Annotated in this window: 14 protein-coding genes; 13 read left to right on the top strand and 1 reads right to left on the bottom strand. The window is 40.2% G+C overall.

What is annotated here, in order from left to right; genetic code table 11:
- Positions 1-2 precede the first annotated feature (2 nt).
- The 12 genes from IFO66_RS14645 (at position 3) to ric (ending at position 15,541) form a co-directional block, all read left to right on the top strand.
- Complete coding sequence (locus IFO66_RS14645; protein ID WP_337913120.1) at positions 3-1,058, top strand: FAD-binding oxidoreductase; 1,056 nt, start codon at positions 3-5, stop codon at positions 1,056-1,058.
- Positions 1,059-1,285: 227 nt separating this feature from the next.
- Positions 1,286-1,948 (top strand): GNAT family N-acetyltransferase, encoded by a 663-nt coding sequence (locus IFO66_RS14640; RefSeq protein WP_225445781.1) that lies wholly within the window; start codon positions 1,286-1,288, stop codon positions 1,946-1,948.
- 100 nt (positions 1,949-2,048) lie between these two features.
- Positions 2,049-2,768 (top strand): lipoprotein BA_5634 family protein, encoded by a 720-nt coding sequence (locus IFO66_RS14635; protein WP_192025865.1) that lies wholly within the window; start codon positions 2,049-2,051, stop codon positions 2,766-2,768.
- Positions 2,769-2,812: 44 nt separating this feature from the next.
- Positions 2,813-3,520, top strand: coding sequence for an ABC transporter ATP-binding protein (locus IFO66_RS14630; RefSeq protein ID WP_192025929.1), 708 nt, complete (start codon positions 2,813-2,815; stop codon positions 3,518-3,520).
- Between the two features lie 2 nt (positions 3,521-3,522).
- Entirely contained in the window at positions 3,523-5,511 is a 1,989-nt protein-coding gene (locus IFO66_RS14625) for an FtsX-like permease family protein (RefSeq protein WP_192025864.1), read from the top strand.
- Positions 5,512-5,597: 86 nt separating this feature from the next.
- Positions 5,598-6,293, top strand: a complete 696-nt coding sequence (locus tag IFO66_RS14620) for a response regulator (RefSeq protein WP_192025863.1) — start codon at positions 5,598-5,600, stop codon at positions 6,291-6,293.
- Between the two features lie 4 nt (positions 6,294-6,297).
- Positions 6,298-7,533, top strand: coding sequence for a HAMP domain-containing sensor histidine kinase (locus IFO66_RS14615; protein WP_192025928.1), 1,236 nt, complete (start codon positions 6,298-6,300; stop codon positions 7,531-7,533).
- 195 nt (positions 7,534-7,728) lie between these two features.
- On the top strand, positions 7,729-8,559 hold the full coding sequence (locus IFO66_RS14610) for an MBL fold metallo-hydrolase (RefSeq protein WP_192025862.1): 831 nt from the start codon (positions 7,729-7,731) through the stop codon (positions 8,557-8,559).
- 90 nt (positions 8,560-8,649) lie between these two features.
- A complete protein-coding gene (locus IFO66_RS14605; protein ID WP_225445779.1) occupies positions 8,650-9,063 on the top strand; it encodes a MarR family winged helix-turn-helix transcriptional regulator in 414 nt (137 codons plus the stop codon).
- Positions 9,064-10,314: 1,251 nt separating this feature from the next.
- Entirely contained in the window at positions 10,315-11,871 is a 1,557-nt protein-coding gene (locus IFO66_RS14600) for a discoidin domain-containing protein (protein WP_192025861.1), read from the top strand.
- A gap of 229 nt (positions 11,872-12,100) precedes the next feature.
- On the top strand, positions 12,101-14,719 hold the full coding sequence (ppsA, locus tag IFO66_RS14595) for a phosphoenolpyruvate synthase (RefSeq protein ID WP_192025860.1): 2,619 nt from the start codon (positions 12,101-12,103) through the stop codon (positions 14,717-14,719).
- A gap of 123 nt (positions 14,720-14,842) precedes the next feature.
- A complete protein-coding gene (gene ric / locus IFO66_RS14590) occupies positions 14,843-15,541 on the top strand; it encodes an iron-sulfur cluster repair di-iron protein (protein WP_192025859.1) in 699 nt (232 codons plus the stop codon).
- Positions 15,542-15,605: 64 nt separating this feature from the next.
- On the opposite strand, the gene IFO66_RS14585 is transcribed toward ric, so the two are convergent.
- Positions 15,606-16,949 (bottom strand): lytic polysaccharide monooxygenase, encoded by a 1,344-nt coding sequence (locus tag IFO66_RS14585; protein ID WP_337913113.1) that lies wholly within the window; start codon positions 16,947-16,949, stop codon positions 15,606-15,608.
- A gap of 655 nt (positions 16,950-17,604) precedes the next feature.
- Here IFO66_RS14585 and IFO66_RS14580 point away from each other — a divergent pair.
- Positions 17,605-19,068 carry an Msr family ABC-F type ribosomal protection protein gene (locus tag IFO66_RS14580; RefSeq protein ID WP_192025858.1) on the top strand — a complete coding sequence of 488 codons (1,464 nt, stop codon included), beginning with the start codon at positions 17,605-17,607 and terminating at the stop codon, positions 19,066-19,068.
- The last annotated feature ends 89 nt before the right edge of the window (positions 19,069-19,157 follow it).

Below are 19,157 nucleotides of genomic sequence, written 5' to 3'. Positions count from 1 at the left end.
TAGTGTGCATTGCGAGAGTAGAGGCAGGCAATCGTGTAGGTAGAATCGTAAATGCGCTTGCAAAGCAAGGTTTTATGGCTCCCTTTGGTGATAGCCCTTCTGTTGGGATCGGTGGAATTACTCCTGGCGGAGGAATTGGACCGCTCCAGCGGACGACCGGCCTCATCAGTGACAATCTAATCGAGCTTGAAATGGTTGATGCGAAGGGAAAAGTGATTCGTGCTAACAAAAAAAATCATAGCGATCTCCTGTGGGCTTCCCGCGGGGGTGGCGGCGGTAACTTTGGTGTATACACCAAATACAAATTCAAAGTGCGACGAGCTCCAGCCAAGGCAACTGTGTTTCGCATTACCTGGCCGTGGAATCAGTTCGAAGAGGTACTCAAAGTATGGCAGCGATGGGCTCCGTCCGTAAATACCAAACTGGGAAGCGAATTATCTATAGGGCCGAAAAAGGGCGGAAATGTCAGTATGTTAGGTCTGTATCTCGGTTCTAAAAAAGAGGCTATCCGCTTATTAGAGCCCATAATTTGCGTCGGTACTCCTTCGAAAGACATCCGGTTACTTCCGTATACGCAGGTCGTAAAATTTATGTTAGCTCCGGATCCAATTCTCATCCAGAAATTCAGCAATCAATTTTCCAGCGGTTTCGGTAGACGTCCATTTCCAGATAAGGCGATTAAAATCATGCGCAAGTTTTTGGAGAAGGCGGAGGGAAATACACCTGCGGGCTTCTTCTTCCTTAACTGGGGTGGTGCTGTAAGCCGGGTCTTACCTAAAGCAAGCGCATTCTATTGGCGTAAAGCGAAATATTATGTGGAATGGAATAGCTCCTGGGTAAAGCCATCCAATGCCGCTAAAAATATCGCTCTAGCTCGTAACACACGACGGAAACTGAAACCGTATATTGTAGGATCATATATTAATGTTCCAGACCAAGGAATTAAACATTCCGGACCTGTTTACTATGGTAGGAACTACGCAAGATTACGGAAAGTAAAAGCTAAATACGATCCGAAAAATGTATTTAATAATCCTCAGAGCATTCCTCCAGCCTAAACAGAAGGACATTTATTGTCTATATAAGAGATTAGTAAGGAGGCGTTTGCCGGTGGCAGCTGCTCCTTTTCTACATTAAGGGTTCACATACAGACATCTTAATTTAATGATCCCGTATATTGACGTTATGATTTCGCTATTTTTATACATAGTGATTGACCTTGACACTATGTCAAAGCTTACTCTAAGGCTAAGAAAAGTGATCAAGAGCATAAGGAGAGTACAAAATGAATACAAACGTGATGAACTCATCGATCACGATTGAACCTATGCAGGCTAAGTATCATTCACAGGTCAGTAGATTACTTGTACACGTATTTCGCGGCAAATTTCAACATCTCACTACGCTGAGCGATGACGATCTTGCACTATTTTTCGAAAAGCTATTTGAACATCTTCCTACTAATCCATCGAGTCGAAGAATGGTTGCTCTGCAAGATGGGGAAGTGATTGGGACGATATGTGTGAAATGGAAAGGTGAATACGACAACAGTCGTAAACAGAAATGGTTTCCGTGGAACAATTTTAACAGGTTTGGAAAATGGAACTTGCTTAAAATGTTGATTGGATTGCATCTATTTAAGCATAAGCCTGAGGTTGGGGAATGTTATATTGAAGATGTTGTTGTTCATCCTAATCATCAGGGCAAGGGAGTGGGCAAGCTGTTATTGCAGTGGGCGTTCCATTTTGTACATACAGAATCAACGCTGGACATGCTGAGCTTATACGTTTCTGCTAAAAATCCACGAGCTAAGCAGCTCTATGAACGGTTATTATTTCAAAGACATTCGCAATCAAACAGTATAGTATGGCATCTTTTATTCAATGAAATGAAGTGGGACTACATGGTGTTGGAATTGGAGGCAAAGAGACCCAATCTTACTAAATAGTAAGATTGAACATTAGAATGGTTAGACTATAGTCATTCATTTGTATATAAGCTTCGTCTATAATTCAGTCATAAACTATTAGCATGTAAGGAGCAGACAGATGAAGAAAATAATCGGATTTTTAGTAGTAATCATTATTTTTGCAGGTATAGGATTTGGTGTGAAGCGTTATGTAGAAGGTCCGTCACAACCCGTCAATGGTATTTTAGTTATGGGTACGGAACAAGATGTTAATAAAGTGAAGCAGCTGTACAAAGATAACACAAAACAAACAAACGACTATAAATTGAAATTGGTAACAACAACACAAAAGACTGAACTGTCAGAACAAGAACAGAAAGAGCAAGGGCAACAATTCAGTGTCCGGCATATAAATTACTCGGTTATTACTCACACTACAGCTACACAATTTATCCAAAAGGGCATAATTAGACAACGCAAAGATCCAAACAGCACATCCGTGATTTCAGAACCTGTTACGACTATAAAAGAGCTATCTGCGGGTCATAATCTTCTATTTTCTTTGAGTGATGAGCAATTGAAAAACAATCAACTTGATTTAAATGGTCAGATGATACCCGCACAGTATGTTAAGCATCAAGCATGGATCGGCTATATAAAATGGATGGATCTCGTTATTGTTAATGACCAAACGTACAACAAGTTAGCAGAAGCAGAAACAACAATCTCATTGATTCCTTTTCAAAAGCGCAGTTTTGACTACAAAAATAAAGTAAAAATGAATGAGGTTATAAGTGAAATTGGGCAAGTCTACCCAGGTAGTGAAGAGAAAGTAAATTTTGTAGATGTACAAGAATAATGGTTAGTAGTAGATGGACTTCAGGGGATGAGAGGTAAATGAGTATGGAAGTTGTACGTATGGAAAACGTGGTGAAAAGCTATGGCGAAGGCAATAATAGAGTTGACGCACTAAAAGGAATTAATCTTTCCATTCAGCAAGGAGAATTTGTCTCTATTGTAGGGGTATCCGGCTCTGGAAAAAGTACCTTGCTGCATATTTTAGGTGGGTTGGATCGGCCTACTTCGGGAGAAGTACTCATTGGAGATCATAATATTTATAACTATTCGGATGATGAACTTTCGATATTTAGAAGACGAAAAGTAGGATTTATTTTTCAGTTCTTTAATTTGATACCTGTATTAAATGTTCAAGAAAATATCGCTCTACCGACTTTATTGGATGATGAATCGATAGATACAACTTATTTGGATGAAATCATTGAAATTCTAGGTCTTCATGAACGGAGAAATCACTTACCTTCCGAATTATCTGGTGGTCAGCAGCAGCGAGTTTCTATTGGTAGAGCCTTAATCAATCGACCGCATTTGATATTAGCTGACGAGCCCACAGGTAATCTGGACACGCGAAATACGAAGGAAGTCATGGATCTATTACGATTAACGGCCAAAAAATACAATCAAACGATTGTTTTAATTACACATGATCTAGCGATTGCATCGGCTTCCGACCGGATCATTACGATCGAAGACGGTACTATCATTTCAGATCAACGGCTAGCTGCGAATAAGCATACGGCTGGAGGAGAATGAAAGTGATCAGCAATTATAAACAATTAAGCAGCAGGTATTTGAAGGGAAACATCAAACGGACCGTGCTAACCTTTGTTGGAATCGTACTATCCGTAGCGCTGATTTCAACAGTAGGCCTTTTTATGAAAGGATCACAGCTCTCGCAAATTGAGAACACAAAGAAGATGGATGGCGTTTCCTTTCATGTTAGTATATCAAACTACGATGAAACGATTTTAAATAAAATAAAATACAATCCACAGATCGCATCGGTTGGTTTGATGTCTCAGGGTGATGCTGTACCCGTTGAAGAAATTTCTGTACAAATGAATTACGCTGACCATCCTGCAATGGCATTTTTGACGTACAGCCTCGTTGAAGGTAAGGTACCTTCCAAGGCGAATGAGGCGGCTGTCGATTCATGGGCACTTCCTTATGTACAAGAAGATCTTCAGATCGGCGATTCATTCGAGTTAGGCGGAAAAACATACAAACTGGTTGGTATATTAAATAATCGTGAATTTGCACAGAAAAACAAAGAGGCCCGCTTATTAACTTATAAACAAGATTTTGGTATCGGAGAGGGCAGAATATTAGTCGAAATTAACGAGAAAGCAAACTTTAACAAGGTTATAGATGACATTAAATCACTAACAGATAGCAAAAATATTGATATCAATCAGCAATTGATCGACGTCATGAAACCAGGATCAAATAACTCCATATTAGCCATGGTGGTCATCGTTGTCAGTATTGTTGTGGTTGCTACCGCTGTGGTTATTTATAACGCTTTCCAAATCAGCGTCGTTGAGCGAATGAAGCAGTTCGGCTTGTTAAGAAGCATCGGTGCTACACGCAAGCAAATTAGACAAATTGTGATGAGAGAGGCAGCTGTGATGGCAGTCATCGCTATCCCGATCGGGATTATATGCAGCCTATTGGCGCTTGCTGCGCTCCAATTCCTTTTTGACCTACTAGAGGTAAGTGGTTCAGGTGTTTCGTTCTTTCATATCGATTGGCAAATATTATTGATCAGTTCGGTCGTGACATTAGTCGCTGTATTTGCTTCAAGTTATTATCCGGCTTTGCGTGCAGGCAGAATATCTCCCTTGTTAGCGATTAGCAGCAGGTTATCTATTAAGAAAGAATCGATCAAAAAACAAAAAAATACCGTGCTAAAAAAGCCGCGATCATTTCCGTTAAGTTTGGCTTTGAAAAATGTAAAAAGGAATAAAAATCGATATACCATCACCATACTATCGATTATTATTAGCAGTGTATTGTTTATTACGTTCACGTCTATCATGGATATGGCATTTTCATCGAAATATGTGAAAGATTTATCCACGAAGTCGGATATTACGATCATTCTAAAATCGGATAATCAAGATTCATCCGTGAAAGAAGTGAATCAACAAGTAATGAAGCTGTTGCAAACGTTTGAAAATGTATCCAAGGTTCATGTGCAGGATTCCCACTTTGAACTTGAATTAAAGGATACAGCTCAATCCAACACGACTGTTCAGGACATTCAGCAGACTCTTGGAACGCAGCATTCCATTACGATCGTTAACCATATCGATGAGAATAAAGCAAAGAAACAATCTGAGCTTGTGATTAAAGTGCTCGTTTATAGCTTTATTGCCGTCGTCTCGTTGATTGGCAGTCTCAATATTATCAATACGATCACGATCAGTATCATCATTAGACGCAAAGAACTGGCTGCGCTAAAATCAATTGGCATGTCACAACGTGATTTGAAAAAAATGATTATCTATGAAGCACTCATTTACGGTGTTTCAGGAAGTTTGCACGGGATCTTCTTCGGCTGTATACTTTCCTATATCATGTATTTGGCTGTTTCAGGCATTAGCAATGTAGAATGGTCGATCCCTTATGTGGCTTGTATAATAACGTTTGTTGCTGCTTTGTTTATTAGTTACGCAGCGGTTCTACTTCCGCTAAGAAAAATTCAAAAAGATAACACTATTGATATGATCAGGGAGCAATAACAGGGAGGGCCCGGCTATTTTATAGTCGGGTTGTTCTATTTTCATGATTATGACTGAAATGGCATCTGGAAGAGGAGAGAACATCCGTGCATAAAATATTGCTTGTAGAAGATGATGAGGCACTCGGGCTAGCCATTGAATTTTCATTAAAGAATGAGGGTTATGAAGTTATCCGGGCAACGAATGTAAAAGAAGCAAAGTACCAGTTTGATCAGCAGTCTTTTGACTTGTCTATTTTGGATATCGGCCTACCAGATGGCAACGGCTATGACCTATGTGTTCATTTTAAGCAACAAAATGATACATCGGTTATTTTCTTAACCGCCCTTGATGAAGAGGCGAATGTAGTTATGGGATTGGATATTGGCGGGGATGACTATATCACGAAGCCATTCCGAGTTAAGGAACTGATGTCCAGAGTAAAGGTTCAATTGCGCAAACAAGCGCGGTTGGAGGCTTATTCGAAGATCTTAACATCTGAGAATATACAACTCGATTTGAACTTAATTAAGGGTTACAAAGATCAAGAGATCATTCCACTAACGAATTTAGAATATAAACTTCTGTTAGCTTTTATGACGAACGCCCACAAAGCATTAACCAGAGATGAGCTGATGCACAAAATAACAGATGATGACGAGATATTTTTTGACGAGAATACATTGTCTGTGTACATTAGGCGCTTGCGAGACAAAGTGGAAGCTGATCCCAAAAAACCACAGTTTATCGTAACCGAAAGAGGATTAGGCTATCGCTGGAATAAGGATGTGAGCAGTAAGTAGGATGATGAAAAATACGGAGTTAAAAAGCCATATGCTGATGTTTAGTATTTTGTTATTGCTCTATGTAGGCTATCAGTTCGTTACATATCAACAGTTTTACAATCAATTAAAGGCTGATTCCATTACAACTTGGGGTGAAATTACGGCCAGATTGGTTGAGCAGAATCCGAATAATGAAGCGGAAATTATGAAAGTGTTAACGAACCATTCTACGGATTCAAATTTGTACAAGGAAAAAGGAAAGGACATCTTTAGACAGTATGGAATCGATGAAGTTTTGAAAACAGAGCTATTTCCCATGTTAAACAACCATATTGCTAGTCATAATCAATCTATTTTCTGGGGACTACTGATTCTTGCATGTATGCTGTTTGGGACAAGCTATTGGCATTACAAAATAATCTTCTATAATATCAAACAACTTACTTCGGCAGCGAGAAAAATAATAGAGGGCGATTACTCCGTTGTCATAAACGAGAACAAAGAAGGTGAGTTAGCCAAATTAGCCGCTTCGTTTCGTTCCATGAAAGATATTATAAGAAAGAGTATGCAGGATCTGCTGGAAGAGAAAAAGTTTTTAGGACAAATGCTGCAAGATATTTCCCATCAATTAAAAACACCACTAACAACGATATCCATTTACAATGAATTGATGCTGAATGAACAGTTGCCCCGCCAGCAGCAAGTTCAGCTGTTACAAAATAATGAGGTTCAAATAACTAGAATGAATGTCTTGATTCAAAATTTGTTGAAAGTAGCGAAAATCGACGCTAGAGCTATTTCATTTGATAAAGAACGAGCAAACTTGGTGGAGAGCGTAGAGGAAGTGGTTGACCGTTTGGCGAGCATGATTAATGAGCGTCAACTATCCGTGCAATGGGATGTGCCGGATGAAATCGTTATGGCTTACGATAAACTGTGGATGCAAGAAGCGGTCATGAATCTGCTGAAAAATGCGATCGAACATTCCAAACCGAACGGTGAAATTAGGATTCAAGTTAACGACACACCGATTTATTCCGAACTGGTGATCCAAGACTTTGGCGAAGGCATTGATGCTGAAGAACTGCCGCATATATTTGATCGATTCTACAAAGCAAGCAGTTCTAAGAAGCCTGATTCAATTGGGATAGGGCTGGCGCTTGCCAAAGCCATTATCGAAGCTCATCAAGGCTTGATTAAAGTAGAGAGTAAGAAGAATGCCTATACGAAGTTTACGATTACCTTTATCAAATTTTGATAAAGCATCTTATGTAGAGACGAGTCCGCCATCATGCGGACTTCTTATTTATCTAGAGAGCGGAAGAAGTTTTTGTTTTAGCTAACGGGACTTAAATGGAATGATTGATCATATAATTGACAATAGTTTAGTTTATGAACTAAACTAAATAACGTAAGCCGACTTTTATTACAAAATAGAAGGGAAGAAGAAGCTATGATTAAAGCAACCGTTATTTGCGAAAATACTGTATTCGGTAACCTTGGAGCCGTTGCCGAGCATGGTTGGTCTGTGTATATTGAGACGGAACATGGACACTTCTTGTTCGATACAGGTCAAGGAAATGCACTAGTAAACAACATGAGTCTGTTGAAAAAGAAATGGTCGGACTTATCTGGGATTATCATAAGCCATCATCATTGCGATCATACAGGCGGATTGCTGTCTGCTCTGCAAGCGATGCCCCATTCCGAAGTTCCTGTATACGCACATCCCCAGTTATTTAAGACAAGTTACCTTGTTCGATCCAATCATCGTTATATTGGAGTTCCGCATAGAGAAGTAGCGCTAATCGATGCAGGTGCGAAGTTTATTTATAACCGCGATTTTGTTGAGATCGTTCCAAATCTCTATTTAACAGGCGAAGTGCCGAGAACGAATGACTATGAGATTGGAGATACGGATATCGTAATTGAGACGGAGAACGGTTATGAGATTGACCCTGTTGAGGATGATCAATCGATTATTATACGAACGGGGAAGGGCTTGTTTATTATACTTGGCTGTTCTCACTCCGGAATAGTTAACATCATTAACTATGCAATTCAAAAGACAGGTGTACAAAAAGTCCATACGGTCATCGGAGGCACTCATTTATGGGCAGTTAGCGAGAATCAAAAGGAGAAAACGATTCAAGCTCTACTAGAGATGGATATTGAACGAATCGGCGTTTCTCATTGTACTGGATTTGAAGTTAGTTCGAGATTACAGCACGCATTTGGAAACCGATTTTTTCACTGTAATGTAGGTACGGTAGTAACGGGGTGAATCACAGCTTAACTCATCCATCTCTTGACAATATAGATAGGGTACTCTACCTTAAAAGGTAACGATTATTAGGTAGGAGTTAGATTACATTTGGACAATCATCATGTTATAGGCCAACTCATACACAAGCTGCGCAGAATGGAGCGTCAGCCCCGCATGTTCGGTGAAGCTGGAGCTCTTACCCCTTCTGAAATGCACACCATTGAAGCAATTGGATGTGGTGAGGGGATTCTAATGAGTGAGCTTGCTTTGAAGTTAAGTATTACAAAAGGTGCAGCTACCCAAATTGTATCCCGTCTTGAGAGAGAAGGGTTTGTAAGTCGTCATGCTCACCCAGTAGACTTACGAGCTGTTGTCGTTCAATTAGAAGAAAGAGGGAAGATTGCATTTTTGTCACATGAGGAGATGCATAAAGAGTTCATACAAGCACTACGTGAAGAACTCGGAGATGACGGATATCGTACTTTTGAAAAAGGAATCGCTAAGTTTATTGAGTTTTTATAACAAAGAGAATGCAATTTAGTACGGTGGGACTACAACCAGTTCGTTAGTTTGCTCACGGACGTTGTGGTGCGAATGTGAAGTGCACATGAAATCCCCGGGACATTCGCACCACCATTTTTCTAATTATTTACTTTTAAGTGAGCTGTACGCAATGATTGGCGGTAATACATGTACATAAATCATACTTTTTTCCAATAAAAAGGGAATGAATGTTCTTTTATTTCTTTAAATTCGCTGTCGCACTCTACATGAGTGCGTGGATTGAAACCTAAGGATATATCACTCAATTGGAGACTAAGGGAGTCGCACTCTACATGAGTGCGTGGATTGAAACCCGAGATATGACGCTTGCAGTAAGTGATAAGGTCAGTCGCACTCTACATGAATGCGCATATGGAAATACCTCCATTTAGTATGCCGCGAATTTAGTTCAGTCGCTTTCTAATGTGTTATGTAACACTTAGAATCGAAAAAGACGACTATATCCCACATAATGGGGCTGTAGTCGTCTTTTGTATAACTATAAGCTTAGAGAGTATCTTCCATAACGTAGCAACTGAAGTGCCAAAAGTTTCGTTATGCGTCTGGCTTCATGCTTCAGGTTATTGTGAGTTACCTTATTATCTGCAGGTTCAACCGCTTTTACTACAAGGAGTATGCCGTATTGGCGATCAGTTGCCTAGGCCGACCAGCCAACCTGATGTTACGTCGCTAGTTGTCCTCGCTCAATTATGCTATGATGGGAATAGCTCATGTTGAATTCTCCTGTAATCAGGGTGGTCTGATAACTCTCATTTTTCACGAATTCGATGATGAGTCTTTTGTTTACTTTAGTGTCGAACTTCATCATTACAATCCTTCATAATGCAAGTCATACTGCTATCTCTTCACAACAGATTTACACTTCATTAGGGTCACGAGAGTATCTCTTACATCCAACATTCAAAAGGCTGGGTGTTTTTCACAAACACTTCTCATACGTAGAATGAAACAACTCACAACACAAACCGAAACAACATCTTTCATGCTTTTTCTGACTGCATTTTTCATCGTATTATGCAAGTATCCAGATAGGAATAGGATTTGTTGGGCGATGCCGGTATGCCCTTCAAAAGAGCTGTCCTTAATGAGAAAAGGGATATCCAAATTAACTAGAATAAATTACGAAAGAATAAAGGAGTGGTTCACATTAATATTAATTACTTAAATTATTTTAAATTTAGGCACATGAATTGCGGGATATCTCAAGTTTTGTTTGATCTTCTTAATAAAGGTGTTCCGGTAGATTACCTTTTCTATGATTCTTATATTGAATGTGAGGATATTTATAATCAGATTGTTGTTAAAGGTATAGATCGTTGGTTCATGAGCACTAGCACGTTGAACGATCTTAGTGATATAGGGATGGATGTAAAAATTACAAAGTTCCCAAATTTAGCCTCCTCATACCCCTTCGTTCAAGAAAAGTTTGGTGAAGGAAAACGAATTTTTCTTTGGATATGTACCGAATATCTCCCGCATCTAGCAAATGAACCACGAAGCGTTCATGCTATAAGTCTGGAATCTTACGATAAAGGTCAGGGTAATTTTGTGATTTCTGATATACCTAATTTAATGGGACACACCTATGATCAAAGCAAAATACAAGAGGCTTTTGACAGCTTAGATGAAAGATGGAGATCGATGGCATACATATGTGATGAACAATATAACTTCACTGAAGAAACGGTAAGATTATTTATTAACAAGTTTGAAGATGGTTTTTTAGCAGTTAGTGATAATTTGAGTTTGTACGATAAGTTAATAGAAATGCTACAAGAACATTCCCTGCAAATGGAGGAGAATAAAAAAGATATAAAAAGTTATGAGCACGCATTGGCAATGGTGGCAGGTTCTCGTTATTTTTTATCCAAGTTTTTCAGAATTACTCGATACCCAGGGACAGATAAATTAGACGAAATAGTTGATTTATCCTGTTCTATTAGAAATGTATTCCTTAAGATTTTACTAGGTGGAAAGATCGATATTCAAAAAACGACTGAAAAAATAAAAGCGCTAAAAGAATTAGAAACGGAAAACATTAACATGATCAAGAAAAGAATTAATCAAAATAGAAGCCACCCTGTTAATAGAATGAGTTCCCAACCTGCAACGATAGTAGATCTAAAGCTGAAATATGAAATTTTACCAGGTAACGCCCTTTTGCTAAAGTGGGAAGATATTCTCGATGAATATATTTATCAGTATCAAATATATGCTAACAATACTCTGTTAGGAGTGACCCTGCAGAATGTATACGAAATACAAAATGTAGATCATGGCCGTGAATATAATATAAAAGTGAAAGTTAGGACGGTTAAAGGTCAGATCAGCCTGTGCAATGATGAGATAACCTTAATTACAGCATCTAGAGGAAAAGACCATGCATTAGGAAAACCTGTCTTCTGTTCATCGCAAGAATCAAACGTTAATCGGAAAGAAAATGTTAATGATGGAAGCTCCAAGACAAGATGGAGCAGCGCTGCAACAAATGATTATGAATGGATATGCATTGATCTGTTAGAAGAAGTAGAGATTGGGCGTGTTCTTATAAATTGGGAGGAAGCTTATGCTACGTCATACACAATAGACATATCGAACGACAATGAAATATGGGAGACAATCGTTAATACGGATTCAGGTAAGGGTGGAATGGAAGAGCATAGCGATTTTGGAAGTGTAATGTGTAGATATGTAAAATTGACTGGTGTAAAAAAAGCGACTTTATGGGGATATTCAATCTGGAAGCTAGAAGTGTATACCGATTAGGATTCAATCTGGGCGTAACTTTGGAGTTTCATCCTGCAGTACAAAAAAGAACCTGATAATTTTATCAGGTTCTTTGCTATTGCAAATAAAAAGTCACGATGATACAATCAGATCACGACTGTTATTATCAATAAATGCATAGTTATCGTATCTTATACTTTTATTTTACTATGCTGCTAATCTCATGTCAAATCTTTTTTCTAAATGTAATGGTTAGGGGAGATGTTGAATGCGTTCTTTGACGCTCGGTTTTCAGGAAATAGAACAAACACAGCTTATGCTCGTTGGCGGAAAAGGGTTACATTTAGGTGAGCTATCTAAATTGAAAGGCATACAAGTCCCTGAAGGGTTTTGTATTACAACAATCGGATATCAACAAGCCATCGAACAAAACGAAACGTATCAGGCCCTGTTGGATCGACTAACCATGCTTACCGTAGAAGATCGGGAGCAAATTGCTGAAATTAGTAGTGCCATTCGACAAAGCATCAGAGAAGTAGTACTTCCTAGCGATATCGTGAACGGAGTTACTCGCTATCTCTCACAGCTTGGCGAGGAGCATGCTTATGCCGTGCGTTCTAGCGCGACCGCTGAAGACTTACCGCATGCCTCTTTTGCTGGTCAACAAGACACCTATTTAAATATTATTGGCCAACAATCCATCTTACAGCATATCAGCAAATGCTGGGCTTCTTTATTTACGGATCGCGCAGTCATCTATCGTATGCAAAATGGATTTGATCATCGTCACGTTTATATATCTGTAATCATTCAAAAAATGGTGTTCCCACAGGCATCCGGCATTTTATTTACAGCTGATCCGATCACTTGTAACCGCAAGGTGCTCTCTATCGATGCAAGTTACGGCCTTGGAGAAGCACTGGTCTCAGGCTTGGTATCTGCCGATTGTTACAAAGTACAGGATGGACAAATCGTTGATAAGAGGATCGCGGTCAAGAAATTAGCCATTTATGGGCGGAAAGAAGGCGGAACAGAAACTCAGCAGCTCAATCCTGAACAGCAAAAGAGTCAAACCCTTACGGAACAACAAATCTTACAACTTGCACAGATCGGAAGACAGATCGAAGCTTACTTCGGCTGCCCGCAAGATATGGAATGGTGTTTGGTTGATGGTACCTTTTATATCGTTCAGAGTCGCCCAATCACGACTTTATATCCGATACCTGAAGTCGATGATCAAGCAAATCGCGTCTACGTATCTGTAGGACATCAACAAATGATGACCGATGCTATGAAACCGCTGGGATTGTCCTTTTTCCTACTGACTACTCCTGCTCCTATGCGGAAAGCTGGTGGAAGGCTCTTTGTTGATATCACACCTATGCTGGCTTCACCTGACAGTAGAGAGATGTTAGTGAATAACCTAGGGCAATCTGATCCCCTTATCAAAGATGCGTTGACGACCATACTAGAGCGCGAAAATTTTATCACATCGGTTCCTAATGAGAAAACAATACCGTCGGGTCCCAACACAAACGATAATGAGATGGTAGCTGCCAATTTTCAAAACAAATTCGAACCCGATTCAACAATCGTTTCTGATTTAATAAAGAATCATCAAACATCAATAGAAGAGTTAAAAGAAGTCATCCAGACGAAATCAGGCTCTGCGCTATTTGATTTTATTTTAGAAGATATTCAACAATTAAAGAAGTTTTTATTTGACCCGCAAAGTTTGGGTGTCATTATGACGGCTATGAATGCTTCAGCATGGATCAATGAGAACATGAACGAGTGGTTAGGCGAAAAGGGTGCAGCAGATACCATTTCTCAATCTGTACCCAATAATATTACGTCAGAAATGGGACTCGCACTCTTGGATGTCGCAGATGTGATTCGTCCTTTCCGTGATGTTATTGATTATTTACAGCATGTAAACGTGGATATTGGGGAGGATGAACTGGTTAAGATTGAGGGTGGTCAGGAATCCTTAGACGCCATCCATGCTTATCTCAACATATTCGGAATGCGATGTGCCGGAGAAATTGATATCACCAGAACCCGTTGGAGCGAAAAACCATCTACACTTGTTCCGATGATTCTCAGTAATATCAAAAATTTTGAGCCGAATGCAAGTAAGCGGAAATTTGAGCAGGGGCGTGTAGAAGCTGTAAATAAAGAGCAAGAGTTATTACAGCGATTGCAGCAATTACCTCACGGTGAGCAAAAAGCCGAAGAAACCAAACAAATGATCGATCTCGTGCGGAATTTCATCGGATATCGGGAATATCCAAAGTACAGCATGGTGAATCGCTATTTCGTATATAAGCAGGCTCTACTAAAAGAAGCTGATCGACTCGTAGCAGCGGGGGTTATTGTTCAAAAAGAAGATATATACGAACTCACTTTTGAAGAACTTCACGAAGTCGTACGAACTCATCAATTGGATTACCAGATCATTAGTAAACGAAAAGACGAGTACAAAGTGTATGAAAAATTAACGCCGCCACGTGTCATCACGTCAGATGGTGAGATTATTGCTGGTAAGTATAAACGTGAGAATCTCCCCGCTGAAGCTATTATAGGTCTAGCTGTTTCTTCTGGGGTGATAGAGGGACGAGCGCGAGTCATCTTGCACATGGAAGATGCTGCTCTAGAAGAAGGGGATATTTTAGTCACCGCCTTTACTGACCCGAGCTGGACACCGTTGTTCGTTTCCATTAAAGGCCTCGTAACCGAAGTTGGTGGGTTGATGACCCATGGAGCCGTTATCGCACGTGAGTATGGCTTGCCTGCAGTTGTCGGAGTTGAGAATGCGACCAGATTGATCAAGGATGGACAACGAATTCGCGTACATGGAACAGAAGGGTATATTGAGATATTGTAAATTCACACAATGTTACATTTAAATATGACTGGAATCACACATGCGGACTGAGGGATTACCTATACTTGATTTGTACTAGTGAAGATTTTCACGAAATAATGCAAATCTAAAGGAGGTTCTCATATGAGTTCATTCACACTTCAAAGTCATATCTCTGATATTGTTACATCCATACCGCAAACTGCGGATTTATTCCGTTCGCTCCGCATTGATTTTTGTTGTGGAGGACGAGTACCTTTGCAAGAAGCTGCTATGCAGCTTCAGTTAGATCCCGTTGATGTACTTGAGAAGGTGCATTCCATAGAAGTCAAGTTTGAAAATTACCAAGAGAGCCGTCCAGCATCATGGAAGGAATCAGAGTTGATTTCATATATCCAACAAAAGCATCATGAATTTTTGCGGGAAGAGTTACCGGCATTAACACCCTACGTGACAAAATTGGCGCGAGTGCATGGAGAACGTCATTCTGAGTTAATTAGGGTACAGGAACTTTTCACAGACTTGAAAATGGAGCTGCTGGACCATACGCAAGATGAGGATGAGCATGTATTTCCGCTTATTTTGAAATTTATTGACCAACCAAACCATCAGACCGCAGCAGCGCTTATGCCACATGTATCTGAACTAGAACATGAACACGCACATGCTGGCAGCTTGCTTCAAGAGATCAGAGAGGTAACGGCTGATTTTAAACTTCCGGAAGATGCCTGCGGGACGTATCAGTTAGTCTATAAACGGCTTGCTATGCTTGAAAAGGACATTTTTGAGCATATACATCTTGAGAACAATGTATTGTTCGAACGAATTCGTGCAGCGATTTAATTTTATTAAAAAAGACGACCATAGCCCATTTAAGCGGGGTATAGTCGTCTTTTTTAGATCTAGTCTATGGAATTACCTTCCACACTGTAGCGGTTGAAGTACCAGGCGTTTCATTAAGCGTCCACCATTTTGCTTCATAGTTGACGTTGTTGTGTGTGACTTTATTCCCTGCGACATATACGGTCGTTGCGCTCCATGCTGGATAAACGGCAGGTGATGAGAGCGTTGTCACGTTAAGTACATTGCTTGTTGTTGATATATTGCCCGCATGGTCTACTGCTTTTACTGAAAAAGCATACGAAGTATTGGCGGTTAAGTTCGAAACGGTGTAATGTACGGACGTTGCGGGTACAGTTGCTATATAAGTGCTTCCACGGAATATATGATACTCTTTGACCCCTACATTATCAGTCGATGCATTCCACATGAGAGGGACTGATGTCGAAGTGATCGTCCCCATAACATGAAGACTGGATGGAGCAGTAGGTGGAACGGTGTCTGGTCCTATCACTGGAAGAGTTGTGAATGTAATCGTATTGCTCGCGTTCGAAACATTGCCTGCGGCGTCGAAAGCTTTTACGGTAAGGTTATATGTCGTATTCGCCGTCAGACCAGTCAGATTCGCAGATCGTACTCCGTTCGTTGTTGCAATTTGGTTAGAGCCGTTAAATATCCGGTATCCCACAACGCCAACATTGTCGGCGGAGCCCCCCCAAGATACCGTTGCAGTTGTCGTTCCGATATTGGATGAAGTAGCGTTCGATGGGGCGGTAGGAGCAATTTGATCCGTGTCACCGCCAAAATTAACATCGATAACATTATAGAACGCGTTGTTTGTATCGTAGATTTCCCACACTGCTAATATAACTTGGTATCCAGTACGGCTAGGAATGTTGCAAGTATCGGAATAAGAACCTCCTGGCATCGAGCCTCCAGACGATACACTACAAAATGGAGTTAGATCAAAAGAAGCGCGTGTAAGAGGAGCATTAGGGTCCCAGTTCTGCTTCGTGATGTAGTATTTCCAGCTGGTTGTTTTATGAGGAACTTTAATATACCAGTTAAATGTGTAAGTTCCTGGGCTGATGTTCACCTTAGACCAACGAGTAGACGATTGTTGATCAAGCTGGGTGAACCAAGTGTTGGCGCTCGCTATTTTTCCATCCTGTGGTCCCCCTGCTGGGAATCCTTTAGGTCCTTCCAGACTGTATGGCTCATAAATAATTTGTCCACAGTTCTGATTTTGACCGCTAGCACATAATGCACCACGGCTATTTGTAACATTCCCATGCGCGGAAGATTTCTCGACAAACACTGTATTTGATAATACGAATAGCAGAGCAAACAACATACTGCACAGTACAAACAGCTTTAACTGTTTTGAAAAAATTGAGCTCACAGTAGACACTAATAATCCCTCCATTGTCATCTTTTTTTGAAACACCTATTCATTTCGTGTAATGTTGATCCGTTTCTATGAGCGGTTCACCAACTCCCTCCACAATGTGCCATGGTTGTAGAATTACAAAGATGATTATGACGAGAAAGAATATGAGTATCCGAAATATTTTAGTACTAAAGGATTTAATGTTTATGCATAGCCTTTTTAACTTCGTGCAGCGATGTAACCATGTACGGAATTGACAGCCGGAGCAGTCAATGTTACCATTAAGCATATTTTTATTAGGAGGCTCGTTATCTATGTTCTTACTATTCGTTTAAGATAAGCTAGCAATAAAAAAGCGGATATTTCCACGAATTGTGGGCTTTTTTTGAGCTACTTATTTTACGAGTGAAAGACATAGAATTCGATTTGGATAGGTTTTTACCTATGCCTTTTCGGCGAACTCTCTCTCGTGATAAGTACAGATCTAAGCCCGCAAATTGGACTTGGATCTGTATTTTTTTATTGCCAAAATACAATATACGATATTATTAACCATCAGGAAAAAGGAGCTATGAACATGCAATATAGGCACTGGTATTTCTTTATTTGATCCTCTTCTTAAGTCGCAGGCTATCCTGCGAACAGAACACTGCGATTTATAGAGGAGATGACTATTGTGAATATATTAATAAAAGCAAAAGATATTTATGTAGAATATATGGGGCGCGATATACTGGATATTGATGAATTGGAGCTCTATGATTATGACCGTATTGGTCTGGTAGGTGCCAACGGCGCAGGTAAGAGCACGCTGTTAAAAATATTGCTGGGCGAAATTATTTTGCCGCACGGAAAAATGGTACGGGAAGCTGATTTTACGTATATCCCTCAGTTGGAAGATGTCGTCGTACAAGAGGTAACGGATTACGCTTTAATGGGCAAGCTGGGAATTGAGCATCTTCAAGCGGAGCATAAAAGCGGTGGTGAAGAAACAAGGTTAAAAATTGCGCAGGCGCTGTCTAGTGGGGCGCATGGCATTTTTGCCGATGAACCAACGTGCCACTTAGATCGCGAGGGAATCGACTTTTTAATTAACCAGATTAAATATTATTCAGGTGCACTACTCATTGTAAGTCATGATCGCTATTTTCTTGACCAGGTCGTCGATAAGATTTGGGAGCTAAAAGATGGAAAAATTACGGAGTATTGGGGCGGATATTCCGAATACTTGGCGCAAAAAGAAGAAGAACGACAAGCTCAAGCTGCGCAATATAAAAAGTTTTCTGCTGAACGAGATCGGTTGGAGAAGGCAATCATTGAAAAACGGAATCAGGCTCGGAAGCTTGATCAAAAAGCAAAGGGCGCTTCAAGCAAAAATAGCTCTGAAAGCGGCGGACGCCTCAGTCATCAAAAACCGACGGGCAGTAAACAGAAGAAGCTCCATAACGCAGCAAAAAATATGGAGCACAGAATAGAGGAACTTGGCAATGTGAAGCCGCCTGAAGCTATTCGCTCTGTCCAATTCCGTCTCAGTAAAGCGCTGGAACTTTACAATCCATTTCCTATCACAGGGAAGGGTATCAGTAAACAGTTAGGGCACAAGGTTATATTTGAAAATGCTGCATTTCAATTGCCATTAGGTGCAAAAATTGCGATAACAGGTGCCAATGGAACAGGTAAAACGACACTTTTCAAAATGATACTTGAACGCGAAGCCGGCATTTCCATATCTCCTAAAGCGGCAATCGGCTACTTTGCTCAAAATGGTTACAAGTTTGATCGTGCTCAGGGAGTTATGGAGTACATGTTGGATAACTGCGATTATCAAATATCCGAAGTTCGCGCTGTACTAGCATCTATGGGTTTTTCTCAGCTTGATGTACGCAAAGAGCTATCTGCTTTAAGCGGGGGCGAAATCATTAAATTGCAGCTCGCTAAAATGCTGCTGGGGCGATATAACATCTTGCTTATGGATGAACCAAGCAACTTCTTAGATCTTCCTGCTGTAGAGGCGCTGGAAAACTTGATGAAGAACTACGCAGGTACAATCCTATTTATTTCGCACGATGCTCGTTTGTTGGAGAACGTAGCTGATATCGTATTTGAAATTAAGGATAGAAAGATCATTCAGAGGGCTTAGCGAAGTTTGCTAAGTGAACAATGATTATAAATGAAGTTAACAGATAATGTTAGTATAATTAGTATAAAGCTGTCGGCGATAAACCGGCA

Source organism: Paenibacillus arenosi, assembly GCF_014841135.1.
Taxonomy (GTDB): domain Bacteria; phylum Bacillota; class Bacilli; order Paenibacillales; family Paenibacillaceae; genus Paenibacillus_B; species Paenibacillus_B arenosi.
This window is presented reverse-complemented; position numbering and strand designations above follow the sequence as displayed.